Source organism: Enterobacter sp. Ag1 (assembly GCA_000277545.1).
Taxonomy (GTDB): Bacteria; Pseudomonadota; Gammaproteobacteria; order Enterobacterales; family Enterobacteriaceae; genus Cedecea.
The window spans coordinates 1-24,089 of sequence record AKXM01000009.1; the positions used below are offsets into that span (position 1 = coordinate 1).

Here is a 24,089-nt window from a genome sequence, read left to right on the forward strand (position 1 = left end):
TCCCGGAACCTTCGGTCTGCATTCAGTACCCCAGATGATTTATGAAACAGGATAATATTCCTGACAGATGGGTCGGTGTTTTCCTTTGGCTTTTGTGCAGAACTGAACAGTATTCCATCGAGATCGTAGCGTTCAGAAGTTGAAAGATAATCTGCGATAGCTTGTGTCAGCAGGTAATTTGCTTCTTCAAGTTCAGGAACTACCGGCATAACAAGCTTTCTGGAGAGATTCTTAATAAAACTACTGCGTTCATATCGAAGAAGATACTCAGGGTCAAAACGGCTAAACCCATTAACAGCCAGCCCTCTGAGACTGGACAAGTCGAGTAATCGGACTGTCCGCAGCAAAGCGAACTCTGCAACTGCTACATAACTCCCTACAGGTGGTCGCACTTCGGATATGGCATTTTTTTTGGACGTGGCGCCATAGAAGACTGAGATACCTCTTGCATTCATTCTACCAGATGGAGTCAGTTCGGGGGGAGGAGGACCAAAACTCGACTCGGGCATTCTTAATGCAGCTTCAAGTGCCTCTTCTGACTGAAAAATTCGGCCACGGAAAATTGATGTATTTGGCTCAAAATCAATAAATGCTGAGGGATGATTTTCATGAAGATAGCCAAAAACCTCTTCAAAAGTTGCCATCGCATCCATATTAAAGAATCGATTACTCTCCCGAAGTTTCCTTTCCATTGAATTCCATTTCCTGGACAGGTTTCCTGAGATGGTTACAGCTTCAACAAAATGCGGCTCATCACCATATGTTCTTTCATGTGAGCTCCAGTCAAACCATAACTCGTCGAGCAGTTCCGCTAAGTCATTGATGATATTATCATTGACTGTGACCTCTTGCTCCAGAACAGAGAAGAGAGGTTCACCTTCATACTCTTCCAGATAATGGTTATATTCTCCGCCCCGATAATAATTTTCAATCAACCAGTTGACCTTTTCAGCCAGTGTTTCCATCGACATCGTCATCTCTTCGGAGTCACAATAATCGCATGCTTCTGAGGCATCAGGATCGCTTGCGATGATGTTGTTCAGATAACGGTCATCGTTCAGACACTGCCTGCAAATTCTCTTTGAACCCGGCACTCTGTTTATTCCTTAGGTTAGACAGATTTCGCATGCGAAATCTTTTGATTTAATCACGTCGATGCAGCTGTATAAGAGCCTCAGAAGGACGATAGTGCTGCTTTGCCCACCGCCCGTAATTATTAACGGACTCATACTGACGTTCTGCAGCACCATCACGGTAATACAGTATATGGATAATTCCATGAAGCTGCAGGTAACTGGCTACCGTGGTTACATTATTACGAACGAAGCGCGTGTGGCTCTGGAAGGTATCAAGATCAACTCCATCCTGTCCGTCATCAAGCGCATCAAGAATAAAAGCGATTAATGCAGAAGCAATAGAACGTCTGCCAGAGCCTGCGATACAAGCATCAAGCTCTTGAAAGGTCATGTGGATTTCCTGTTGTAACGGTAGCTGGCATCCTCTTCAATTGCTGCCACGAACCATCCGGTAGCAGTTTGCCTGTCTATGCTATCAGGCAAGGAAGCGACTAACTGCTCAAGTGGAAGTCTACGATTAGCTCTGAATATCAGCGCCGACATACCACACCAGTCCTGGTTACTTTCGGGCTTCCAGCCGATGCTGAGCATCAATGTTAACGCCGTCTGAGCTGCCCACAACGGAGTTTCAGCTGGGTTAGAGGTCCATGAAAGTAACGCCGCGCCGGGTACGGGCCTGCTTCTTGTAACGTATCCTAGATTGATAGCCGCTTCTGTTAATGCGGCAGCTGCTTCGGATTGCGTTCCGGGATAACGAAGCGCCCAGTGGCGGACAATTTGGCCACGGAATGCCGTGGCCATTTCGGTGAACGGGGTTGATTTCATCACTGAGAGCGCATCCCTTTGACGCGTAGTTCAGAAGCCTCAACTGAAATCTCACCAATGTCCATTTTCACCCACACATACCCCGCTTTGTCTGGCGCACGGTCAGTCATTATTACCCCTTGCTGACCGTCTATCTCGACAACGACCTGCCAGGTTTTTACATCTGAATTGCTGTCCAAAGGCTTGGTAGGCTTTTTGTTCCGAGCCTTAGATTTCGCATGCGAAATCTCACCTTTGCTTTTGTTCTTCACTTCATCAAGAACCGCTTTAACCTGCGCGCGTGAAATACCAGACACCCGCGCAGCTGCAACAAGCTTCTCGGCCTCTTCGGGAGACTTTTCATTTACCTGTATCAGTGTGTATGCCAGATCGACATCGGATGTGACTTTATCCCGGAGAAGGGCGGTAACATTTTCTGGTGCATCAATGAGACGAAGGTGTTTACTGACAAATGAGGTAGGCTTACCCATTGTTTTTGCGATTTGCTCACCCGTCATATTGAACTCATGCTTGAGCTCATAGAACGATTTTGCAGTCGCTAATGGTTTCAAACCAGACTGCTGCAGGTTTTCAATGAGCTGACCGATAATGCGTTCTTTTCTTTCCCGTGGTGGTTTACCAACATAAATATCAATGTGGGTATCACCACGTTTGCGGGCAGTGCGAACACGCGTTTCGCCTAACCATATTTGGTAGCCACGTCTGTCACGAGGATAACAACGAGGTGGGGTAAGCATCCCTATCGTTTCGAAGGTATCAGACATACCATCAATGATATCTTCCTCGAAGTCTTCTTCAGGTCGCACTTGTTCTTCAGCATAAACCAGATTTATATCTACGCGGATTATCTGTCCATCAGGTTCGATATCCGGGCGGGCAATATCCGCCATAATCTTGTGCGCAGCTATATCATGGCTCTGCTCATCTGGCTGTTTATTTGCAATGACCTGTTCAATATCAGAAACAACGGCAGCATTTTTTTTCATTTCCTGCTGCGCCTGGAGTCGCTTCATAAAAGGTTTCTTGGCCATTACTTACCTCCTGCGAGCATAATAATTTTCTGGGTAAGTTCTTTATACTGAATTGCAGGAAGACACTTAGGGTCATATTCATCAAAGGAGAGACCAAGTTCGATCGCTTCTTTTGCAGCAGCAGGTACAAATGATATATAGGCGAGAATGTATTCTTCGGAATAGCCTTTTCCTTGAAGAATCTCGATGAGGAGATTTAGATTCAGTGTATCAATGGGCCCCAGATATCCTTCTTTAAGCGGTTTTTTATAATTTTTCACCTGCGTCTGAGTCACATAAGTCCCCATGAATTGCAGCGAAGGATTATAGTTCCGCTTAATTTTCTGCATATAAGTAAGTTGTTTACCAACTGCATTACGGGCCTGCTTCTCCAGCAGGGTAGGTATAAGAAGGTAATCAGCTGACATATGCGCTGCGATCATAACATTTGAATATGATGGCGCTGAATCAGCAATAATAAAATCAAACTGTTTCTTCAGTTCTTCAATACGGTCCCTGAAGTCGAACATGCAGTCGCTGTTGCGGTAGTTAATTTCATTAAGTTCACTGGTTGCACCGATAAAGAAACGCCCGCCAGGAAGTTCAATCGGTCGAACCTCTGTTTCCGGAAAGAAAAGCTGATATGTATTCGCCTCGCCGGGTGAAAAACTGTTACTTAAAGGTTCGCGTTCTATCTCGTAAGGTAAGTCATCGGGGAAAGCTCTCTCCGTCAGACCAGTTGTCCAGTCCATATCAATTTCAAGCACGCGGAAACCAGCTTTACGAAGATCATGTGCAATTTCACTGGATGACTGCGATTTAACGATTCCGCCCTTCTGACTACATACAACGATCAGTTTTCCGATAGGTCCAATTTTCAGTGTCATGTAACAGTCCTTAAGATTTCGCATGCGAAATGTTTGAGAAGGGGCGGCACGGCTTGAAAGAGTATTTCAATAATGAAATGAATTCATTGCGGGATTTCATACACACTCCTGTGAGTCAGGCGTTTCGCCAGGTGCAGAAGCAGCTATCTGCCACTGCGTTTGTTGTCGAGCTTTCATGACGACATAAACAGTATACAGACAAACATTAGAGTATCAATAATGATATGCAATAGATTTCGCATGCGAAATCACATTTTGATTATTTCTGGTGATCGTAATTGATTTTGTTGACCCACTACGCAAACCGTGAGTCTGTTCAGAGCTTGCATCTGAGCAGGCGAAGGGTTGGACAAGCCCGGTGGGCGCGTCAGCATGTCACATTTGGGTATACTCTATATATACCATCCAAAAAAATACCAGCGAATGTTATTGTTACCACATAAGTGATACCATCATAAGCAAGACCACTTAAAAGTTACCAGAAGGACAAAATATGTTCGTTTTTGGTTACCTCCGGGCATCCACTTCAGAGCAGGATGCCAGCCGGGCAAAAAATGCACTGAAGGCATTTGCAAACCAAAATGGCCACCGTATTGCTGGCTGGTATATCGATAATGTCTCCGGTACGACAATGAACCGTCCTGAACTGATCAGGCTTCTTGGTGATGCGGAACCTGGTGATGTGATTCTCATAGAACAGGTCGACAGGCTTACCCGCCTGGATGATGCAGGCTGGGAGACACTCAGAAAGCAAATTACCGATAAGCAGCTGGCCATCGTCAGTCTTGATCTACCGACCAGCCATCTGGCGCTATCAAGCACAGTAAGTGATGACTTTACCCGAAGCATGCTGAAGGCCGTAAATGGCATGATGCTGGATATGCTCGCCGCTATTGCCCGAAAAGATTATGAGGATCGTCGCCGACGACAGAAAGAAGGTGTAGAAAAAGCCAGACAGGAAGGGAAATATGCCGGACGGCAACCTGATATGGCAAAACACGAGTTAATAACAACTTTACGGCTACATAACGGTAAATCCATAAATGAAACGGCGCGACTGGCAGGTGTATCAAGAATGACCGTTATTCGCGTATGCAAAACTAATAAAGGATGCTTAGAATCACAGTCGGAATCTGATGTTGCTTTAATATTAAAATGAAACCCCGAAATTAATCGGAGTTTCATTATTTTACGTTTAACAGGGTCCCGATCTCGGGAGTGATGTAAAAATACGCTTACAGAAGCGGTAATACAAATATTATTTTTGGCTGTCGAGCCATTTATTCATGTGCTCAATTTCACCTTTCTGAGCTTTTATGATGTCCTGCGCAAGCTTTCTCATTTCGGGATCTTTTCCGTATTTAAGTTCGGTCTCAGCCATGGCGATTGCCCCTTCATGGTGAGCAACCATACCTTTTGCAAACGCCTTGTCGGGATCGGACTCATTAACGGCGGCCATCATTTTGGCATGCATGTCTTTCATGCCTGCCATATATTCCTGTGACGATGCCGATGAGGACATATCAGACATTTTCATGTCCGAATGTTCGGCGGAAATGGCGGGCAGGGATAACATTAATATAACAAAAAGGCTGTTTCTGATTTTCATATAAAAATTCCTTTCAGGTAGGTACCGGTAAATTGTAGCTGAGTCAGTTAAAAAAGCCCCCTGGCGGGGGCAAAAAGAAGCAACAAATCCGGTAAAGGAATAATCTATCAGGGAAAAGGTAACAGCACGGATACTACCGTCGCATTCAGCCTGCATTGATCATGCGGCGGTGCGCTTCGGCCATGGCCTGATGTGGGCCGGATTGCCCGTTATTCATGAATTCATGGGCAACCGCTGCTCTTTCATGCTCATTCATCGCCGCGTAAGACGTTGACGGGACGGTCGTGGATACCGTGTTATTTCCCATCATCTTCTGATGACTTTCCACCATTTTCTGGTGCGCATCCGCCGAGCCGTTCGTCATGGTTTCATGAGCAATAATGGCCTGTTCATGCTGGTCCATACCGGTCATACGAGGAGCAGTCCCCTGGATCCCGACAGGAGCCGCAGCAGACTGCATCTGGTGAGCAGGAGCCTGTGCATTGTTGACGCGATCATGGATATTCACGGTTTCAGTGGCCCAGGCCGATGAAATTAAACCAAAGCCCAGCAAAGATGCTAATACGATATTTTTCATGATAACTCTCCATTTCTGAATTAGTGATGTCCGGGGAAGTACAACCGGTGTTTTCAGTTCCATAACTGAAACAAGTTCGGCAGCGTTTATTTCTCCGGAAGAGGGCTGGATATTCATTTCCTGGCGTACTCTGACGCCGGGTATTGATGAAGCAATCCAGCCTTCCTGATAAGTTGCACTAATTATATCGAATGGCTTCTGTTTGCTGCATGACAGGCTAATGACATCTTTGTCATTTACATCTTTATTTTCAGCATTGGGTTTCCGGGATCATTTTCTCCAGTCTGGGCACGGATAAGATAAAACGCGTGGAGCGTACGTCTGATTCCACCTGCACTCTTCCGTGATGTGCTTCCACGATTGACTTCACAATCGCAAGGCCGATGCCGCTGCCTTCTCCTTTTCGTTGTCTGGATGGATCCACCCGATAAAAACGGTCAAACAGCCTTGATAAATGTTCTTCAGGGATCGGTTTCCCTGGATTTTCAATCACAAGGTCAAAAAAGCTCTCCTGCTTTCTTATTGAGACGGTGATGGCCTGTCCCTCCGGGGTATAACGCAGGGCATTGGATAACAGATTATTGATCGCTCTTCTGAACATTTGTGGATCTCCCTCGACCAGACAGGGCATCCCGTTAAATTTGAGCGTGATATTGCGTTCTTCGGCCCAGGCTTCGAAAAACTCGAAGACTTTCATGACTTCCGCTCTGAGGTCAAACATGACCCTGTCAGGTATCAGCTGATTATTATCTGCCTGTGCCAGGAACAGCATATCGCTGACCATTTTGGTCATCCGGTTATACTCTTCAAGACTGGAATAGAGGACATCCTCAAGTTCCCTCTGTGTTCGATCCTGACTCAGTGCGATTTCAGTCTGCGTCACCAGATTGGTGATGGGCGTTCTGATCTCATGCGCGATATCGGCAGAGAAATTGGCCTGGCGGGTAAAGACATCCTCAATCTTTCCAATCATATGATTGAACGAGATAACCAGTTGCTCCAGCTCAATGGGAACGCGTGTCGGTTCCAGTCGCGCATCAAGATTCTCGGAGGTGATGTTTTTAATGGCATTGCTGACATTACGAAGGGGCAGGTGCCCCTGACGGACAGCGATTCGAATGATCAGAACAATCAACAGGCTTATCACGACGGCAATCGCAATCAGGTTCTTTTTCAGCGCATCGAGGTAATGGAGATGGAAATTAATGGATAGGCCAGTCAGCATGACATAGTTCTGCTGTTTGCCCTGAAATATCGCCTGACCAGAGGAGGCGATAATCCTGTATGTTTCCATCTTCATTTCGGACCCGGTATCCATCGGTCCCGCAGGATCCTCCACCGTCCAGAGAAAGACATCCCGTGCGCGGCTGTGCTCGCTAAAATCTGCTGAATTCACTGCCGGGCGTAGTGCCGCCCCCTGAGCTGAGCTAAAGAGCACTTCACCCCTGGGATTGAGGAGCAAAAGGGCAACGTTGCGGTAGCTGGCAATTGATTCCTTTATTTTGCTTATTTTTTTATCATCCGGATCCACCGGGGACTGCAGTATACGGTTCAGTGTGGTGCTGATTTGTTGAAGATCGCTGACATCCTGCTCGGCAAAATGATTTTCAACAGAATGCAGCATAAACCAGGTGAAGGCGATAAAAGCCAGTATCGTGGACAGGCTGATAAAAAAGGTCAGCCGCAGAGCGAGTGAGAAAGGGCGTCTGGAAGGTTTGCTATGCATCCGGGACCTCCAGCATGTAGCCCACGCCCCGGACTGTCTGGATCAGCTTTGTCTCGTAATCGTTGTCTATTTTAGCGCGGAGTCGCTTTACTGCGACATCGATCGCATTAGTGTCGCTGTCAAAATTCATGTCCCAGACCTGAGAGGCAATCAGGGAGCGGGGAAGAACCTCTCCCTGATGGCGAATGAAGAATTCCAGCAGGCTGAACTCTTTACTGGTGAGCACAATGCGGTTTCCGGCGCGACTGACTTTTCTGGAGACGAGATCAATCGAGAGGTCAGCCACCTTAAACTGGCTTTCCGTGATCATCGTGTTTCCCCGCCTCAGAAGGGTTCTCACCCGGGCGAGCAGTTCGGCAAACGCAAAGGGTTTAACCAGATAATCGTCCGCACCCAGTTCCAGTCCTTTGACCCTATGCTCGATCGTGCCGAGGGCTGTCAGCAGTAAGACCGGCATACCCTTTCCGGCAGTGCGCAGCATGCGGATGATATCCCAGCCGTTCACATCAGGTAGCATGATATCCAGAATGACTAAATCATACTCGGCTGTCATGGCGAGATGATATCCGGTAAGACCATTATCAGCGTGATCCACTACGAACCCTGCCTCTGTAAGCCCTTTGCTGAGATATTCACCTGTTTTAATTTCGTCTTCGACGATCAATATTTTCATCTTGCTCCCCGGCTGGCTGCTAATGTCATTCTATTGCGCCCACGATCGTTATCAACGGATTACAGCAAAAATGACAACATTGTCATTATCCTGTCACTCGGCAAACAGAGAGCGTTAGGTAAAGTACCCCTATCAATACTCTGGACTTCATTTGAACCATTTACCAGGTCTGCCTGGACGAGAAGCGTTATGTTCAAATTAAAATTACTCAGCATTAGCACGATATTCATCCTGGCAGGCTGCGTGTCGCTTGCGCCTGAATATCAGCGGCCCGCAGCACCGGTACCCCAGCAGTTTTCACTGTCCCATAACAGCCTGACGCCAGCGGTAAATGGCTATCAGGATACGGGCTGGCGTAACTTTTTTGTCGATCCCCAGGTTACCCGGTTGATCGGTGAAGCTCTGACTAATAACCGTGATTTGAGAATGGCTGCCCTGAAGGTTGAAGAGGCCCGAGCCCAGTTCAACGTCACGGATGCAGATCGTTACCCCCAGCTGAATGCCTCATCCGGGATAACATACAGCGGTGGTCTGAAAGGTGACAAGCCGACCACACAGGAGTACGACGCGAGACTGGAGCTCAGCTATGAGCTCGATTTTTTCGGCAAACTTAAGAACATGAGTGATGCTGACCGCCAGAACTACTTTGCCAGCGAAGAAGCCCGTCGGGCCGTACACATCCTGCTGGTCTCCAACGTTTCACAGAGCTATTTCAGCCAGCAACTGGCGTACGAACAACTCCGTATTGCGCGGGAAACGCTGAAAAATTATGAACAGTCCTATGCTTTCGTTGAGCAACAGCTCGTGACCGGGAGTACGAACGTTCTGGCACTTGAACAGGCGAGAGGACAAATCGAAAGTACCCGCGCCGAAATAGCCAAACGAGAAGGCGATCTGGCTCAGGCAAACAATGCCCTGCAACTGGTGCTGGGAACGTACCGCGCACTTCCGTCAGAAAAAGGGATGAAAGGCGGGGAGATCGCACCAGTAAAATTGCCACCAAATCTATCTTCACAAATTTTGCTGCAGCGACCGGATATTATGGAAGCGGAATATCAGCTGAAAGCGGCTGATGCCAATATTGGCGCAGCGCGAGCGGCCTTTTTCCCCTCCATTACCCTGACCAGTGGTCTTTCCGCAAGCAGTACGGAGCTGTCAAGCCTGTTTACGTCAGGAAGTGGAATGTGGAATTTTATCCCTAAAATTGAAATTCCTATTTTTAATGCTGGCAGGAATAAAGCCAATCTGAAGCTGGCTGAAATTCGCCAGCAACAATCGGTGGTTAATTACGAACAAAAAATTCAGTCAGCCTTTAAGGATGTTTCCGACACGCTTGCGCTGCGCGACAGCCTTAGCCAGCAACTTGAGTCACAGCAGCGTTATCTTGATTCACTTCAGATAACTCTCCAGCGTGCCAGAGGATTATATGCAAGTGGTGCTGTCAGTTACATCGAAGTGCTGGATGCAGAACGTTCCCTCTTCGCTACGCAGCAAACCATTCTCGATCTTACCTATTCCCGACAGGTTAACGAAATTAATCTGTTTACCGCGCTGGGTGGCGGTTGGGTAGAGTAAATTTATTTAATTAATCAGGAAATTAAAAATGCGTAATTCACTTAAAGCCGTTTTATTTGGTGCCTTCTCTGTCATGTTTTCTGCCGGTCTTCATGCTGAAACACATCAGCATGGCGATATGAATGCTGCCAGTGATGCTTCGGTACAGCAGGTTATCAAGGGCACCGGTGTCGTTAAAGACATTGATATGAATAGTAAAAAGATTACCATTTCGCACGAAGCAATCCCTGCTGTGGGCTGGCCTGCAATGACCATGCGCTTCACTTTTGTTAATGCAGACGACGCTATCAATGCCCTGAAAACCGGCAACCATGTCGATTTCTCGTTTATTCAGCAGGGCAATATCTCCTTACTCAAAAGCATTAACGTTACGCAATCCTGATTATCAGTCCGGAGCGAATACATCCAGTGCGCCTGAACATTCATTAAGGGATTACTGTGAATGAATGATCGGGCGCATATGCCAGGTGTTTTGATTTTTCAGCGAGAAATTGTATGGCTTCTTTAAAGATAAAATATGCTGCAATAATTATCAGCAGCCTCATAGCAGGAGGGCTGATATCGGTTACTGCCTGGCAGTATGTAAACTCATCACAAAAAACAGTACAAACCGAACAAAAGGCACCGGAGCGAAAGGTACTTTTCTGGTATGACCCGATGAAACCGGATACCAAATTTGATAAACCCGGAAAATCTCCCTTTATGGATATGGACCTGGTGCCAAAATATGCTGATGAAAGCGGCGATAAAAGCAGTGGCGGGATCCGTATCGATCCAACGCAGGTTCAGAATCTGGGATTAAAAACGCAAAAAGTCACGCGAGGAATGCTGAATTATTCTCAGACAATCCCGGCTAATGTCAGTTACAACGAGTATCAGTTTGTCATTGTGCAGGCGCGCTCTGACGGTTTCGTCGAAAAAGTGTATCCCCTGACGATTGGCGATCATGTGAAGAAAGGTACTCCGCTTATCGATATCACCATTCCTGAATGGGTTGAGGCACAAAGTGAGTTCCTGCTGTTATCCGGTACAGGCGGTACGTCAACCCAGATAAAAGGGGTTCTGGAGCGACTTCGTCTGGCTGGTATGCCGGAAGAGGATATTCAAAGGCTGCGTTCAACCCGCACAATCCAGACCCGTTTTACCATTAAAGCACCTATTGATGGTGTCATTACTGCGTTTGACCTGCGCACCGGAATGAATATTTCGAAAGATAAAGTAGTGGCTCAGATTCAGGGGATGGACCCGGTCTGGATCAGCGCTGCAGTGCCAGAATCTATCGCATATCTGCTGAAAGATACGTCGCAGTTTGAAATTTCGGTACCGGCTTATCCGGATAAAACATTCCATGTCGAAAAATGGAACATTCTTCCCAGCGTGGATCAGACAACCCGTACGCTTCAGGTCCGTCTCCAGGTTTCTAATAAGGATGAGTTTCTCAAGCCGGGCATGAATGCCTATCTGAAACTGAATACCAAGAGCCAGGAGATGCTGCTGATACCAAGCCAGGCCGTTATCGATACCGGCAAAGAACAGCGCGTGATTACTGTTGATGATGAAGGCAAGTTTGTGCCGAAACAGATCCACGTTCTGCATGAATCACAGCAACAGTCCGGCATTGGCTCCGGCCTGAATGAAGGCGATACCGTGGTGGTCAGTGGCCTGTTCCTCATTGACTCCGAAGCCAATATTACGGGCGCGCTGGAACGTATGCGCCACCCTGAAAAAACAGAAAACAGTATGCCAGCAATGTCTGAGCAGCCTGTAAATATGCATTCAGGGCACTGAGGAGACGACGATGATTGAATGGATTATCCGGCGCTCTGTCGCCAACCGTTTCCTGGTCATGATGGGCGCACTGTTTCTCAGCATCTGGGGCACATGGACGATAATTAACACGCCGGTCGATGCGCTGCCTGACCTGTCAGATGTGCAGGTCATTATTAAAACCAGCTATCCCGGACAGGCCCCGCAGATTGTAGAAAACCAGGTCACCTATCCGCTTACCACCACCATGCTGTCCGTACCTGGCGCAAAAACCGTGCGTGGCTTTTCACAGTTCGGTGATTCGTATGTGTATGTCATTTTTGAAGACGGCACCGATCTGTACTGGGCCCGTTCGCGCGTGCTGGAATACCTGAATCAGGTTCAGGGCAAACTGCCTGCGGGTGTGAGCTCTGAAATCGGCCCGGACGCCACGGGAGTGGGCTGGATATTTGAATATGCCCTTGTCGATCGCAACGGAAAACACGACCTTTCAGAACTGCGCTCTCTGCAGGACTGGTTCCTGAAATTTGAGCTGAAAACCATCCCGAACGTGGCTGAGGTCGCTTCGGTTGGCGGCGTGGTGAAACAGTACCAGATTCAGGTCAATCCGGTAAAACTGTCCCAGTACGGTATCAGCCTGCCCGAAGTGAAACAGGCACTTGAATCGTCTAACCAGGAGGCCGGTGGCTCATCCGTTGAAATGGCCGAAGCGGAGTATATGGTCCGTGCCAGCGGTTATCTTCAGAGCATTGATGATTTTAATAACATCGTCCTGAAAACAGGTGAGAACGGCGTGCCGGTTTATCTGCGGGATGTTGCCCGCGTGCAGACCGGGCCCGAAATGAGGCGTGGTATTGCCGAGCTGAACGGCCAGGGAGAAGTCGCTGGCGGCGTGGTGATCCTGCGGTCGGGTAAAAATGCGCGCGACGTTATCACGGCAGTGAGGGATAAACTGGAGACGCTGAAGGCCAGCCTGCCGGAAGGCGTTGAAATCGTGACCACCTACGATCGCAGCCAGTTAATCGACCGGGCGATTGATAACCTCAGTTCCAAACTTCTGGAAGAGTTTATCGTGGTGGCCATCGTCTGTGCTCTGTTCCTGTGGCACGTACGTTCTGCCCTGGTGGCGATTATCTCTCTGCCGCTTGGCCTGTGTATCGCCTTTATCGTCATGCACTTCCAGGGACTGAACGCCAATATCATGTCGCTGGGAGGGATAGCGATTGCCGTCGGTGCGATGGTGGATGCCGCCATTGTGATGATTGAAAATGCGCACAAACGGCTTGAGGAGTGGGATCATCAGCATCCGGGTGAGCAGATTGACAACGCCACCCGCTGGAAGGTGATTACCGACGCCTCCGTGGAAGTGGGACCCGCGTTGTTCATTAGCCTGCTGATCATCACCCTGTCCTTTATTCCTATCTTTACCCTGGAAGGGCAGGAAGGTCGTCTGTTTGGCCCGCTGGCATTCACGAAAACGTACTCCATGGCGGGAGCGGCCGCACTGGCCATCATCGTCATTCCTATTCTGATGGGATTCTGGATCCGGGGGAAAATTCCTGCCGAGACAAGTAACCCCCTGAACCGGGTGCTGATCAAAGCGTATCATCCTTTGCTGCTGCGGGTCCTCCACTGGCCAAAAACAACCCTGCTGGTTGCGGCCTTGTCCATTTTCACGGTTATCTGGCCACTGAGTCAGGTGGGCGGTGAATTTCTGCCGAAGATTAACGAGGGCGATCTGCTGTATATGCCGTCGACCTTGCCTGGCGTCTCTCCGGCAGAAGCTGCAGCGCTCCTGCAGACAACAGACAAGTTAATCAAAAGCGTTCCTGAAGTGGCTTCTGTATTTGGCAAGACCGGTAAAGCAGAGACCGCAACGGATTCCGCGCCGCTCGAAATGGTGGAAACCACGATCCAGCTCAAACCTGAGGATCAGTGGCGTCCCGGCATGACAATTGACAAGATTATTGATGAACTCGACAGGACAGTCCGTTTACCGGGTCTGGCAAACCTCTGGGTGCCGCCTATCCGTAACCGTATTGATATGCTCTCAACCGGGATCAAAAGCCCGATAGGTATCAAAGTGTCCGGGACTGTTCTGTCCGATATCGACGCGACGGCGCAGAGTATCGAGGCGGTAGCCAAAACCGTGCCTGGCGTGGTGTCTGTCCTGGCTGAGCGACTTGAGGGCGGGCGCTACATCGATATCGATATCAACCGGGAGAAAGCCTCCCGCTACGGGATGACGGTAGGTGATGTCCAGCTGTTCGTCTCTTCAGCAATCGGAGGTGCTATGGTGGGTGAGACGGTTGAAGGGGTGGCCCGGTACCCTATTAACATTCGCTACCCGCAGGATTACCGGAACAGTCCGCAGGCGCTGAAACAGATGCCGATCCTGACCCCGATGAAGCAGCAGATCACGCTGGGCGATGTCGCGGATATTAACGTCGTTTCTGGACCAACCATGCTGAAAACCGAAAATGCCCGGCCAGCCAGCTGGATTTATGTTGATGCCCGCGGCAGGGACATGGTGTCGGTGGTTAACGACATTAAGACGGCCATCAGCGAGAAAGTGAAACTGAGACCGGGAACCAGTGTGGCATTCTCCGGACAGTTTGAACTGCTTGAGCATGCCAACAAGAAACTGAAGCTGATGGTGCCGATGACGGTGATGATCATTTTCATCCTGTTGTATCTGGCATTCCGCCGGGTTGACGAAGCCCTGCTGATCCTGATGAGCCTGCCGTTCGCCCTGGTTGGCGGAATATGGTTCCTGTACTGGCAGGGCTTCCATATGTCAGTGGCGACCGGAACCGGGTTTATCGCCCTGGCCGGGGTGGCAGCAGAGTTTGGCGTGGTCATGCTGATGTATCTGCGTCATGCCATTGAAGCGCACCCGGAATTGTCCCGTAAAGAGACGTTCACACCGGAAGGTCTTGATGAAGCCCTCTATCATGGTGCCGTACTGCGTGTCCGGCCGAAAGCCATGACCGTGGCGGTGATCATTGCGGGTCTGCTGCCAATACTCTGGGGAACCGGCGCAGGTTCAGAAGTCATGAGCCGTATTGCTGCGCCAATGATTGGTGGGATGATCACGGCTCCGCTGCTGTCCCTGTTCATTATTCCTGCCGCCTACAAATTAATCTGGCTGCGCAGACATAAAAAAAGCGTGTCATAACCCTGAAAGGGCGCCCCCAGTGGGCGTCCTTCTGCACTGATTCACCCTGACGTCAGGGTTTATATCGATAATATACAGAGGTGAGTATGAAAAAAGTGGTTCTAATGGCCCTGGCTCTCGGCCTGTCACTGCCTGCAATGGCGAGTGAAAAAGTCATTGATATGTACAAATCTGAAAACTGTGGCTGTTGTTCCCTGTGGGGCAAAGCGATGGAAAAAGACGGGTTCGAAGTGCGAACTCACGTCATGAATGATCAGGCGCTGTCAGCCCTGAAAGAAAAGCATGCTGTTCCTGCTGGACTACGAAGTTGTCATACCGCGGTTGTAGGTAATTTGATCATTGAAGGCCATGTGCCTGCGGCAACGATACATAAGGCCATGCAGTCTGGTTCGGGTATATACGGTCTCGCCACCCCCGGTATGCCAGCAGGAAGTCCGGGAATGGAGATGGGGGCCCGAAAAGAGGCTTACGATGTTATCGCATTCTCACCGGAGGGCAGTAAAAAAGTCTTCCAGCGAATCGAATAGTCAGCGGAACGGCTGATAACGGGACGCCGGCAGCAGGCACTCTTATGCCGGCGGCATTCGTGGTAATCGCATCCATGACATATCCTGAAGACAGAAAATGCTTCAGATATGCATAAGGAGAGTTACTGTGAAAAATGACAATGCAGTGGAACATAACAACCAGACTGCTTCTGAGCAGACATCATCCCCGGACGAGAGTCACGCATTGCATAAGGTGAGAGATCCCGTGTGCGGGATGGTCATCCTGCCTGACAAGGCGCACAGCAGCATTCGATACCAGGACCATCAGCTTTATTTCTGCTCCGCCAGCTGTGAGAGCAAATTTAAAGCCCATCCCGATCATTATTTTACCGAAGATGCCAGTGAACATCACCATCACCACGACCACCATGAAGTCAGCCCTGATAAGATAAAACAGTCTCACCGCCAGGCGGAGAAAGAGATTTCTGAAGGTGTGTGGACATGTCCGATGCATCCGGAGATACGCCGTAGTGGTCCCGGAAGCTGTCCTGTCTGTGGAATGGCACTGGAGCCGCTCGTAGCTACGGCATCCACGGGGACGAGTGATGAACTTCGCGACATGACAAGACGCTTCTGGCTGGGGTTGTTGCTGGCGTTTCCGGTTCTGATACTCGAAATGGGTTCTCATCTGTTTCCCGCTTTGAGGAATACAGTACCGCCACAGTACAACACATGGCTGCAGTTACTTCTGGCCTCTCCTGTCGTTTTGTGGTGTGGCTGGCCATTCTTCGCCCGGGCCGGAATGTCGTTACGTAACCGCTCCCTGAATATGTTTACCCTTGTTGCAATGGGGACCGGCGTAGCCTGGGTTTACAGCGTCATTGCAACCGTCTTCCCCTCCTGGTTTCCTGCATCGTTCAGAAACATGGATGGCCTGGTGGCCATTTATTTTGAAGCCGCAGCTGTTATTACGGTGCTTGTTCTGCTGGGACAGGTCCTTGAATTGCGGGCAAGGGAACAAACCTCAGGTGCCATTACTGCGCTTCTTAACCTTGCCCCCAAAACCGCCAGGCGGCTGGATCAAGACGGTCATGAAACGGATATTAATGCGGAAGATGTCCTGCCTGGCGATAAGCTCCGCATCAGACCTGGAGAGAGTATTCCGGTCGACGGTATCGTGGTCGAAGGCAAAACAACCGTTGATGAATCGATGGTGACCGGGGAATCTATGCCTGTTACCAAAACGGAGGGTGACCCTGTCATCGGGGGGACCATTAATCAGACAGGTAGTCTTATCATCCGTGCAGAGAAAGTCGGTGATGAAACGATGCTCTCACGAATTGTTCAGATGGTCGCTGATGCACAGCGTTCGCGGGCCCCCATCCAGAGAATGGCTGACAGCGTTTCAGGCTGGTTTGTTCCTCTGGTGATACTTATCGCGGTTGTTGCTTTCATGATCTGGTCTGTCTGGGGGCCCGAGCCCAGGATGGCGCACGGTCTCATTGCGGCTGTGTCGGTCCTGATTATTGCCTGTCCCTGCGCGCTGGGGCTGGCCACGCCGATGTCGATAATGGTGGGGGTGGGCAAAGGAGCCCAGGCCGGGGTGTTAATCAAGAATGCCGAAGCCCTTGAGCGTCTTGAAAAAGTGGACACGCTGGTTGTCGACAAAACAGGCACGCTCACGGAAGGTTCGCCGACGGTGACAGGGATTATCAGTCTCAATCCGGGTGGGGAAACATCTCTTTTGCGTGTAACGGCCGCAGTGGAAAAAGGCTCGCAGCATCCGCTGGGTATGGCAGTAGTTAAAGCAGCACAGGAAAAGGGGATCGCAATACCCGCAGTCACTCATTTCAATGCGCCGTCGGGTAAAGGTGTCTCAGGCGATGTCGAAGGTCAACGGGTTGTTATTGGTAATGAACTGGCTATGCAGGAAAACAGTATCGTTATTGATAATCAAAAGGCCGTTGCGGATACGTTGCGGATGGAAGGCGCTACCGTTATCTATGTGGCCACAGACGGGCACCTTGCAGGCCTGATAGCTATCTCGGATCCCGTGAAAGCAACCACGCCGGATGCGCTTAAAGCTTTGCGTCAGGCGGGGATCCGCATCGTTATGCTCACCGGGGATAACCAGCTTACCGCTGAAGCAGTCGCACGGAAACTGGGAATAGATGAGGTTGAAGCCGGGATTCTGCCGGATGGCAAAAAAGCAGTGATAACCCGACTGAAAGCGTCTGGCCATGTGGTTGCGATGGCCGGAGACGGTGTGAATGATGCCCCGGCGCTGGCAGCGGCTGACGTGGGTATAGCCATGGGAACGGGTACAGATGTGGCAATTGAAAGTGCCGGAGTCACCCTTCTCAAAGGCGACTTGATGATACTGAACAGGGCCCGTCATCTGTCAGAAATCACCATGAAAAATATCCGACAGAATCTGTTTTTTGCATTTATCTACAACGCACTTGGCGTGCCTGTGGCTGCAGGTCTGCTTTATCCTGTGTATGGAATACTGCTGTCGCCAGTTATTGCGGCGGCGGCCATGGCTCTTTCCTCCGTCAGCGTCATTGTGAATGCGTTGCGTCTGAAAAGTGTCAGGCTCGGGAAATAACACTGAGTGAAGGGGCTGTTACGAACAGAAGGAGTCCAGTATGAAAAGTACCACCTATGCGCTTATTGCTGTCGCCGCGATCGCGGCATTTGCCCTCCTGCGCGAACACTGGTCACATGTGGCAGGTTACTGGCCATATCTGTTATTGCTGGTCTGCCCGCTAATGCATCTTTTCCACGGCCACGGAGGGCATGGAGATCATCAACATCAAGGAAGTGAAAACGATAAAAAAAATTAATCCGGCAGACGGGGCCGCGTCGCGGCCCCGTTATCAGTCCAGGTATCGTTCGTAGTCTCTGGCATGCGCAAAGGCATGCTGTTCAAGTTTGTTATCAGCGGGTGCCGCTGCCCGGAACGCCAGTGAGTTAACAGGATTGTTATTGATGACCAGCTCGTAATGCAGATGAGGACCGGATGAACGTCCGCTGTTACCGGATAACGCAATAGCGTCTCCCCGGGTAACCCTGGCCCCTTTAGTAACGAGTATTTTATTGAGGTGGAGATAGCGAGTTTTAACACCGGCTTTTCCCGTTACTTCAACAAAATATCCCATGGTACTGTTGTATTCGGCCCGGGTGATTTTTCCGTCGATGACGCTGACTATTTTCGTGTTCATGGGCATGGAATAATCAATGCCATTATGGGGACTCACTTTTCCCGATACCGGGTTAAGTCTTGCAGGATTGAAAGGCGAACTGAGTCTTGCTGTGGCCGGTAACGGATAATCGAGACTGCCTTTCCCGGAAGTATCGGAAAGGTTATAGAACTTTTTATCTGATATACGATACGCCGTGTAATTAAATGAACCGGACGTAAATTTATAGGCCACGACACGTGATTTTCCCGCTTTCTTTTGCAGTACGAGTTTTAATGATTCATTTTTTTTCAAATGCCGCAGATTAAACCGGGAAGGCAAGGAGCGCTGAAGAGTAGCGATCTCGTTCGATTCCAGCCCCGAGCGGGTGGCTGAAAGGTAGGCATTTTCTTTTACGACATCGGTAGAATACATTTACTGGAATTCGCCGTTAGCATGAACACTGCGGCGTATGCTAGGGGTTTTCAGGAGGCGTGTCATCTGTCAGTTAATCGGGAGCACCGTTGATGGTCGTCATTTTTGTAACATATCTTGTTTCCCGTTTGCTCCTGAAGCTCTGGGAACTGTATGACCAGCCCGACGGTGATGATTAACGGGACTGAAACAGGTTACGGCAGAGCAATATGGGGCTCATGTCCTGCTACGTAACCCGTCAGTAAAGCCCTGCTGCGCACCTGACGCTAAGCACTAACCCGCCTGCAGTTACCTGGTCGAATACAGCCCGCGAAGCTTTCTTGCCTGCGTCTGATGTGCTTCCGCACCGGCATTATTGACCTGCTCATGCACGAGAGCGGCTTTTTCTCCGGCATTCAGTTCGTTAAAAGAAGAAGACGAGGTCTTTGAATTTGCATCACTGCCGGACAGCATTTTTTTATGTTCCTCAATCATTTTCTGATGCGCATAGGACGCGCTGTTGTTCATAAATGAATGAGCAACAATGGCCCTTTCATGTTCATTCATTTCAGAGAATGAGGGCGTGTTGTTTTTATTAACCCTGTCCGGTAAGTTTTCATGCGTCGAGGAATTCACATGACTGACGGCTGAGGCATTATTAACAAATCGATGTGCTTCATGGGCAATATCACTGGACTGAGCAAAAGCTGCCCCACAAAATAAAGCTGTAAACGCAGTGGTCGTGATTAATATATTCATGTGTAATTACCTTCTGAGGTACATAAAAGATGTCCTTATGATCATATATAAAAATAATCAACCTGTGGGGAAGATGACGTAAATGTAATACAGCTATGTACATTACACGATTGTAATGAATTTGTTTCTTAAGGTGTGCTAGCTTCATTTCATTGTAAGTGGATGAACCAGTAATTTAATTTAAATCGGTTCTCGAATTCTGTCAGTAACCATACTTTAAATAAGGGAATGCGCATGCTGTTGAAAACGTCTCGACGAACTTTCCTGAAGGGGTTAACCCTCTCTGGCGTAGCCGGAAGTCTTGGCGTATGGAGTTTCAATGCGCGTTCCAGTCTGAGCCTGCCAGTTGCCGCATCCCTGCAGGGTACTCAGTTTGACCTGACCATTGGTGAAACGGCCGTCAATATCACGGGCAGTGAGCGTCAGGCCAAAACAATCAATGGAGGCCTGCCGGGGCCCGTTCTTCGCTGGAAAGAAGGTGACACCATTACCCTGAAGGTCAAAAACCGTCTTAATGAACAGACGTCCATTCACTGGCACGGCATTATTCTTCCGGCCAATATGGATGGTGTTCCGGGGCTGAGTTTTATGGGCATAGAGCCTGATGATACCTACGTTTACACCTTTAAGGTTAAGCAGAACGGGACTTACTGGTACCACAGCCATTCCGGTCTGCAGGAACAGGAGGGGGTATACGGTGCCATTATCATCGATGCCAGGGAGCCAGAACCGTTTGCTTACGATCGTGAGCATGTGGTCATGTTGTCTGACTGGACCGATGAAAATCCTCACAGCCTGCTGAAAAAATTAAAAAAACAGTCGGATTACTACAATTTCAATAAACCAACCGTTGGCTCTTTTTTCCGCGACGTGAATACCAGGGGGCTGTCAGCCACCATTGCCGATCGGAAAATGTGGGCTGAAATGAAAATGAATCCGACTGACCTCGCGGATGTCAGTGGCTACACCTACACCTATCTCATGAACGGGCAGGCCCCGCTGAAAAACTGGACCGGACTGTTCCGTCCCGGTGAAAAGATACGCTTACGGTTTATCAACGGCTCGGCAATGACCTATTTCGATATCCGTATCCCCGGGCTGAAAATGACGGTCGTGGCTGCAGATGGCCAGTATGTAAACCCGGTTACCGTTGACGAATTCAGGATTGCCGTTGCCGAAACCTATGATGTCATTGTGGAGCCTCAGGGTGAGGCCTATACCATCTTCGCACAATCCATGGACAGGACCGGTTACGCTCGAGGGACACTGGCCACGAGAGAGGGGTTAAGTGCTGCCGTTCCCCCCCTCGATCCCCGTCCTCTGTTGACCATGGAAGACATGGGTATGGGGGGAATGGGACATGATATGGCAGGAATGGACCACAGCCAGATGGGAGGCATGGATAACAGCGGAGAGATGATGTCTATGGACGGTGCTGACCTTCCGGATAGCGGGACATCCTCCGCGCCCATGGATCACAGCAGCATGGCCGGTATGGATCATTCCCGGATGGCCGGAATGCCGGGTATGCAAAGTCATCCTGCGTCAGAAACGGATAACCCACTGGTTGATATGCAGGCGATGAGCGTCTCTCCGAAATTAAATGATCCGGGTATTGGTCTTCGAAATAACGGAAGAAAGGTTCTCACGTACGCGGATTTGAAAAGCCGCTTTGAGGATCCTGACGGACGTGAACCTGGCCGTACCATAGAACTGCATTTAACCGGCCACATGGAAAAGTTTGCCTGGTCATTTAACGGAATCAAGTTTTCAGATGCCGCACCGGTGCTGCTGAAATACGGTGAGCGGCTCAGGATCACGCTGATCAACGATACCATGATGACTCACCCCATTCACCTGCATGGTATGTGGAGCGATCTGGAAGATGAAAACGGTAATTTCATGGTTCGTAAACACACAATAGATGTTCCCCCTGGTACAAAACGCAGTTACAGAGTGACAGCAGATGCGCTTGGCCGCTGGGCGTATCACTGCCATTTGCTCTATCACATGGAAATGGGAATGTTTCGTGAAGTCCGGGTGGAGGAATGATGCGAATGAAGAGAAATTTGAAGGCCATACCTGTTCTGGTCGCCGGTTTGTTTACCTCACAGCTTTCTATTGCGGCGGGCTCCGTCTCTGCAGATCCCCACGCCGGGCACGACATGTCTGCCATGCAGATGCCAGCAGATGAGAATTTCACTGAGATGACGTCAATGGAGCCCATTGTAACTGAGAGCAGAACGCCAATTCCGCCTGTTACCGATGCCGACCGGAAGGCTGCATTCGGCAATTTACAGGGGCATGCGATTCACGACAGTGCGATTAATTATCTGGTTCTGCTGGATCAACTGGAATGGCAACGGTCGGATAACACCAACAATTTCAGCTGGAGTGTTAACAGCTGGATTGGAGGCGACACAGATCGGATTTGGCTAAAGAGTGAAGGTGAACGAAGCAATGGGGAAACGGAGGCGGCTGAAGCGCAGTTACTCTGGGGACATGCGGTTGGCCCATGGTGGGATTTGGTTGCGGGTGTCAGGCAGGATTTCAGACCTGCTTCTGCCCGGACCTGGGCTGCTGTCGGTTTTCAGGGGCTGGCACTCTATAATTTTGAGTCTGAAATTACGGGTTTTGTCAGTAATGGCGGAAAAGCAGCCCTTCGTCTGGGAGGAGAATACGACGTTTTACTGACTAACCGGCTCATACTCCAGCCATCCTATGAGGTGAATTTCTACAGTCAGGATGATGAATCGCGGGGTCGCGGCAGGGGACTGACTGACACAGAGCTGGGGCTCCGGCTGCGCTATGAAATACGCCGTGAGTTTGCACCCTATATAGGCGTTTCCTGGAATCAACTTTACGGGAAAACATCCGATATGGCGAAAAGAGAAGGTGAGAAAGACCATCAGGTAGTATTCCTGGCGGGAGCCAGAATCTGGTTTTAACGCACTGATATAAAACACTCAACTAAACAGGTAAATAAAATGTCGATTTTACATAAAGCCATTCTTACAGGTGGCCTCGTTATGGGCGTTGCTTTCTCTGCTATGGCCCATCCGGAATTAAAAAGCTCTGTGCCACAGGCTGATTCAGCCGTAGCGGCCCCGGAAAAGATTCAGCTTAATTTCTCGGAAAATCTGACCGTGAAATTCTCAGGTGCAAAATTAACGATGACGGGTATGAAAGGCATGTCATCACATTCTCCGATGCCGGTCGCGGCAAAAGTGGCGCCAGGCGCTGACCCTAAATCGATGGTCATTATTCCGCGAGAGCCTTTACCCGCTGGCACTTATCGTGTTGACTGGCGCGCGGTTTCTTCAGATACGCACCCTATTACCGGTAATTACACCTTTACAGTGAAGTAATATTATGAACGACCTGATTATGATTGTTATTCGTTTTCTTCTTTATCTGGATTTGATGGTAATATTTGGATTGCCATTTTTTCAGATATATGGAATAAGCGGTGTCAGACATGAAACCTATAACCTGACTAATTTCAGGTCGTTTATAACCTTTGCTGTTGTTACAGGCATCATTCTTACTGGCATTAATATGCTCCTGGTATCTAATGCCATGAGTGGAGTAACTGACCTCAGAGAATTATCCATCCATGTTATCGAGATGGTGATAGAAGAAACTGATGTGGGTATTAGCTGGATTGTCAGGCTCTGTGCCCTGTTTACCACACTCGGTGCTTTGTTCCTTTACACTAATAAGAGAGTATTGTCCTGCCTGCTGATGACGATGAGTGGGGGCGTGGCGCTGGCTACACTTGCCTGGGGAGGACACGCCGTTATGCATGACGGTCTGCATTACTATCTCCATTTACTGAGCGATCTGACCCATCTCGGCGCTGCAGGTGCCTGGACAGGTGCTCTGGTTGCATTTGCTATCCTGCTGATGCGCAGAAACGAGCATAATGCACAGAGCGTCATTGTGATATCTGACTCCCTGGCAAAATTTGCCACGGCAGGAACGGTGATTGTTGTAGCCCTGATCCTGAGTGCGCTGGTCAACTATCTGTATATTGCTGAGGGTAACTTAACTCCCTTATTCAACAGTTCCTGGGGGAGGATATTGCTTGCCAAGACGGCTCTGTTTGTTCTGATGCTTCTTCTGGCTGCAGCAAACCGGTTTCACCTGGGTCCCCGGCTTGAAGTTATGGTCAGGGAAGGGAATTATGATCGCAGCGTTGCCCTGATGCGAAACAGCATCCTGACAGAATTCGTTGTTGCGATTATCATTCTGGGCGCCGTAGCGTGGCTCGGAATGCTTGCTCCGTCTCAGGTCAGCTAGGGGACAGCCAAAGCTCATGCGTGAGATTTTTACTTTCATAT

23 protein-coding genes are annotated in these 24,089 nt (G+C 49.4%); 12 read left to right on the plus strand and 11 right to left on the minus strand.

The features are described from left to right. The 5 genes from A936_RS05035 to A936_RS05055 form a co-directional block, all read right to left on the minus strand. Positions 1-1,094: RES family NAD+ phosphorylase (locus tag A936_RS05035; RefSeq protein WP_008455267.1), on the minus strand; the 1,094-nt coding region annotated here is incomplete at its 3' end. A gap of 49 nt (positions 1,095-1,143) precedes the next feature. Then, entirely contained in the window at positions 1,144-1,467 is a 324-nt protein-coding gene (locus A936_RS23580) for a hypothetical protein (protein WP_000143877.1), read from the minus strand. Next, positions 1,464-1,901: a hypothetical protein gene (locus A936_RS05045; RefSeq protein WP_008455270.1), complete on the minus strand. Its 438-nt coding sequence runs from the start codon at positions 1,899-1,901 to the stop codon at positions 1,464-1,466. The genes A936_RS23580 and A936_RS05045 overlap by 4 nt, the downstream gene beginning before the upstream one ends. After that, positions 1,901-2,932, minus strand: a complete 1,032-nt coding sequence (locus A936_RS05050) for a ParB/RepB/Spo0J family partition protein (RefSeq protein WP_008455273.1) — start codon at positions 2,930-2,932, stop codon at positions 1,901-1,903. The genes A936_RS05045 and A936_RS05050 overlap by 1 nt, the downstream gene beginning before the upstream one ends. Continuing rightward, positions 2,932-3,798, minus strand: a complete 867-nt coding sequence (locus A936_RS05055) for a ParA family protein (RefSeq protein ID WP_008455275.1) — start codon at positions 3,796-3,798, stop codon at positions 2,932-2,934. Before A936_RS05055 ends, A936_RS05050 begins: the two co-directional genes overlap by 1 nt. Before the next feature lie 493 nt (positions 3,799-4,291). Between A936_RS05055 and A936_RS05060 the strand changes: the two genes are divergently transcribed. After that, entirely contained in the window at positions 4,292-4,957 is a 666-nt protein-coding gene (locus tag A936_RS05060) for a recombinase family protein (RefSeq protein ID WP_008455277.1), read from the plus strand. Positions 4,958-5,056: 99 nt separating this feature from the next. Here the strand turns inward: A936_RS05060 and copM are convergent, their stop codons facing one another. From copM to silR, 4 genes are all read right to left on the minus strand, one after another. After that, positions 5,057-5,407 (minus strand): CopM family metallochaperone, encoded by a 351-nt coding sequence (gene copM / locus A936_RS05065; protein ID WP_008455279.1) that lies wholly within the window; start codon positions 5,405-5,407, stop codon positions 5,057-5,059. A 145-nt stretch (positions 5,408-5,552) separates the two neighbouring features. Further along, positions 5,553-5,984 (minus strand): silver-binding protein SilE, encoded by a 432-nt coding sequence (silE, locus tag A936_RS05070; protein ID WP_000790483.1) that lies wholly within the window; start codon positions 5,982-5,984, stop codon positions 5,553-5,555. Positions 5,985-6,234: 250 nt separating this feature from the next. Beyond that, positions 6,235-7,710 (minus strand): copper/silver sensor histidine kinase SilS, encoded by a 1,476-nt coding sequence (silS, locus tag A936_RS05075; protein ID WP_008455281.1) that lies wholly within the window; start codon positions 7,708-7,710, stop codon positions 6,235-6,237. After that, positions 7,703-8,383, minus strand: coding sequence for a copper/silver response regulator transcription factor SilR (gene silR / locus A936_RS05080; RefSeq protein WP_000697968.1), 681 nt, complete (start codon positions 8,381-8,383; stop codon positions 7,703-7,705). Before silR ends, silS begins: the two co-directional genes overlap by 8 nt. Before the next feature lie 189 nt (positions 8,384-8,572). Here silR and silC point away from each other — a divergent pair, with 189 nt between their 5' ends. The 7 genes from silC (at position 8,573) to A936_RS05115 (ending at position 18,237) form a co-directional block, all read left to right on the plus strand. Then, complete coding sequence (gene silC, locus A936_RS05085) at positions 8,573-9,958, plus strand: Cu(+)/Ag(+) efflux RND transporter outer membrane channel SilC (protein ID WP_000475503.1); 1,386 nt, start codon at positions 8,573-8,575, stop codon at positions 9,956-9,958. 28 nt (positions 9,959-9,986) lie between these two features. Further along, a complete protein-coding gene (gene cusF / locus A936_RS05090; RefSeq protein ID WP_001246153.1) occupies positions 9,987-10,340 on the plus strand; it encodes a cation efflux system protein CusF in 354 nt (117 codons plus the stop codon). A gap of 113 nt (positions 10,341-10,453) precedes the next feature. Further along, positions 10,454-11,746 carry a Cu(+)/Ag(+) efflux RND transporter periplasmic adaptor subunit SilB gene (gene silB / locus A936_RS05095; protein WP_001485328.1) on the plus strand — a complete coding sequence of 431 codons (1,293 nt, stop codon included), beginning with the start codon at positions 10,454-10,456 and terminating at the stop codon, positions 11,744-11,746. Positions 11,747-11,756: 10 nt separating this feature from the next. Continuing rightward, the gene (silA, locus tag A936_RS05100; RefSeq protein ID WP_000574021.1) at positions 11,757-14,903 is read left to right on the plus strand and encodes a Cu(+)/Ag(+) efflux RND transporter permease subunit SilA; all 3,147 of its coding nucleotides are present in this window, start codon (positions 11,757-11,759) and stop codon (positions 14,901-14,903) included. A gap of 86 nt (positions 14,904-14,989) precedes the next feature. Next, positions 14,990-15,430, plus strand: a complete 441-nt coding sequence (locus tag A936_RS05105; protein ID WP_002436620.1) for a DUF411 domain-containing protein — start codon at positions 14,990-14,992, stop codon at positions 15,428-15,430. A gap of 97 nt (positions 15,431-15,527) precedes the next feature. After that, a complete protein-coding gene (gene silP / locus A936_RS05110) occupies positions 15,528-17,999 on the plus strand; it encodes an Ag(+)-translocating P-type ATPase SilP (RefSeq protein WP_129244003.1) in 2,472 nt (823 codons plus the stop codon). A gap of 40 nt (positions 18,000-18,039) precedes the next feature. After that, the gene (locus A936_RS05115) at positions 18,040-18,237 is read left to right on the plus strand and encodes a DUF2933 domain-containing protein (protein WP_000843497.1); all 198 of its coding nucleotides are present in this window, start codon (positions 18,040-18,042) and stop codon (positions 18,235-18,237) included. Between the two features lie 33 nt (positions 18,238-18,270). Here the strand turns inward: A936_RS05115 and A936_RS05120 are convergent, their stop codons facing one another. Together A936_RS05120 and A936_RS05125 are read right to left on the minus strand one after the other, a co-directional pair. Further along, the gene (locus A936_RS05120) at positions 18,271-19,008 is read right to left on the minus strand and encodes a peptidoglycan DD-metalloendopeptidase family protein (RefSeq protein WP_004118669.1); all 738 of its coding nucleotides are present in this window, start codon (positions 19,006-19,008) and stop codon (positions 18,271-18,273) included. Positions 19,009-19,296: 288 nt separating this feature from the next. Next, entirely contained in the window at positions 19,297-19,746 is a 450-nt protein-coding gene (locus A936_RS05125) for a PcoE/SilE family metal-binding protein (protein WP_001023257.1), read from the minus strand. 234 nt (positions 19,747-19,980) lie between these two features. On the opposite strand from A936_RS05125, the gene pcoA reads away from it, so the two are divergent. The 4 genes from pcoA to pcoD are packed head-to-tail and all read left to right on the plus strand — an operon-like array spanning position 19,981 to position 24,048. Next, on the plus strand, positions 19,981-21,798 hold the full coding sequence (pcoA, locus tag A936_RS05130) for a multicopper oxidase PcoA (protein WP_000925242.1): 1,818 nt from the start codon (positions 19,981-19,983) through the stop codon (positions 21,796-21,798). A gap of 5 nt (positions 21,799-21,803) precedes the next feature. Continuing rightward, the gene (gene pcoB / locus A936_RS05135; protein ID WP_001378118.1) at positions 21,804-22,694 is read left to right on the plus strand and encodes a copper resistance outer membrane transporter PcoB; all 891 of its coding nucleotides are present in this window, start codon (positions 21,804-21,806) and stop codon (positions 22,692-22,694) included. Positions 22,695-22,733: 39 nt separating this feature from the next. Further along, positions 22,734-23,114 (plus strand): copper resistance system metallochaperone PcoC, encoded by a 381-nt coding sequence (pcoC, locus tag A936_RS05140; protein WP_008455296.1) that lies wholly within the window; start codon positions 22,734-22,736, stop codon positions 23,112-23,114. A gap of 55 nt (positions 23,115-23,169) precedes the next feature. Further along, positions 23,170-24,048, plus strand: a complete 879-nt coding sequence (gene pcoD / locus A936_RS05145) for a copper resistance inner membrane protein PcoD (RefSeq protein WP_229692861.1) — start codon at positions 23,170-23,172, stop codon at positions 24,046-24,048. The last annotated feature ends 41 nt before the right edge of the window (positions 24,049-24,089 follow it).

What these genes read in the sequence shown, in the direction of transcription:
- A936_RS23580 (WP_000143877.1), bottom strand. Translation starts at nt 1,467, where the DNA reads ATGACCTTTCAAGAGCTTGATGCTTGTATCGCAGGCTCTGGCAGACGT.
- A936_RS05045 (WP_008455270.1), bottom strand. Translation starts at nt 1,901, where the DNA reads ATGAAATCAACCCCGTTCACCGAAATGGCCACGGCATTCCGTGGCCAA.
- A936_RS05050 (WP_008455273.1), bottom strand. Translation starts at nt 2,932, where the DNA reads ATGGCCAAGAAACCTTTTATGAAGCGACTCCAGGCGCAGCAGGAAATG.
- A936_RS05055 (WP_008455275.1), bottom strand. Translation starts at nt 3,798, where the DNA reads ATGACACTGAAAATTGGACCTATCGGAAAACTGATCGTTGTATGTAGT.
- A936_RS05060 (WP_008455277.1), top strand. Translation starts at nt 4,292, where the DNA reads ATGTTCGTTTTTGGTTACCTCCGGGCATCCACTTCAGAGCAGGATGCC.
- copM (WP_008455279.1), bottom strand. Translation starts at nt 5,407, where the DNA reads ATGAAAATCAGAAACAGCCTTTTTGTTATATTAATGTTATCCCTGCCC.
- silE (WP_000790483.1), bottom strand. Translation starts at nt 5,984, where the DNA reads ATGAAAAATATCGTATTAGCATCTTTGCTGGGCTTTGGTTTAATTTCA.
- silS (WP_008455281.1), bottom strand. Translation starts at nt 7,710, where the DNA reads ATGCATAGCAAACCTTCCAGACGCCCTTTCTCACTCGCTCTGCGGCTG.
- silR (WP_000697968.1), bottom strand. Translation starts at nt 8,383, where the DNA reads ATGAAAATATTGATCGTCGAAGACGAAATTAAAACAGGTGAATATCTC.
- silC (WP_000475503.1), top strand. Translation starts at nt 8,573, where the DNA reads ATGTTCAAATTAAAATTACTCAGCATTAGCACGATATTCATCCTGGCA.
- cusF (WP_001246153.1), top strand. Translation starts at nt 9,987, where the DNA reads ATGCGTAATTCACTTAAAGCCGTTTTATTTGGTGCCTTCTCTGTCATG.
- silB (WP_001485328.1), top strand. Translation starts at nt 10,454, where the DNA reads ATGGCTTCTTTAAAGATAAAATATGCTGCAATAATTATCAGCAGCCTC.
- silA (WP_000574021.1), top strand. Translation starts at nt 11,757, where the DNA reads ATGATTGAATGGATTATCCGGCGCTCTGTCGCCAACCGTTTCCTGGTC.
- A936_RS05105 (WP_002436620.1), top strand. Translation starts at nt 14,990, where the DNA reads ATGAAAAAAGTGGTTCTAATGGCCCTGGCTCTCGGCCTGTCACTGCCT.
- silP (WP_129244003.1), top strand. Translation starts at nt 15,528, where the DNA reads ATGCTTCAGATATGCATAAGGAGAGTTACTGTGAAAAATGACAATGCA.
- A936_RS05115 (WP_000843497.1), top strand. Translation starts at nt 18,040, where the DNA reads ATGAAAAGTACCACCTATGCGCTTATTGCTGTCGCCGCGATCGCGGCA.
- A936_RS05120 (WP_004118669.1), bottom strand. Translation starts at nt 19,008, where the DNA reads ATGTATTCTACCGATGTCGTAAAAGAAAATGCCTACCTTTCAGCCACC.
- A936_RS05125 (WP_001023257.1), bottom strand. Translation starts at nt 19,746, where the DNA reads ATGAATATATTAATCACGACCACTGCGTTTACAGCTTTATTTTGTGGG.
- pcoA (WP_000925242.1), top strand. Translation starts at nt 19,981, where the DNA reads ATGCTGTTGAAAACGTCTCGACGAACTTTCCTGAAGGGGTTAACCCTC.
- pcoB (WP_001378118.1), top strand. Translation starts at nt 21,804, where the DNA reads ATGAAGAGAAATTTGAAGGCCATACCTGTTCTGGTCGCCGGTTTGTTT.
- pcoC (WP_008455296.1), top strand. Translation starts at nt 22,734, where the DNA reads ATGTCGATTTTACATAAAGCCATTCTTACAGGTGGCCTCGTTATGGGC.
- pcoD (WP_229692861.1), top strand. Translation starts at nt 23,170, where the DNA reads ATGGTAATATTTGGATTGCCATTTTTTCAGATATATGGAATAAGCGGT.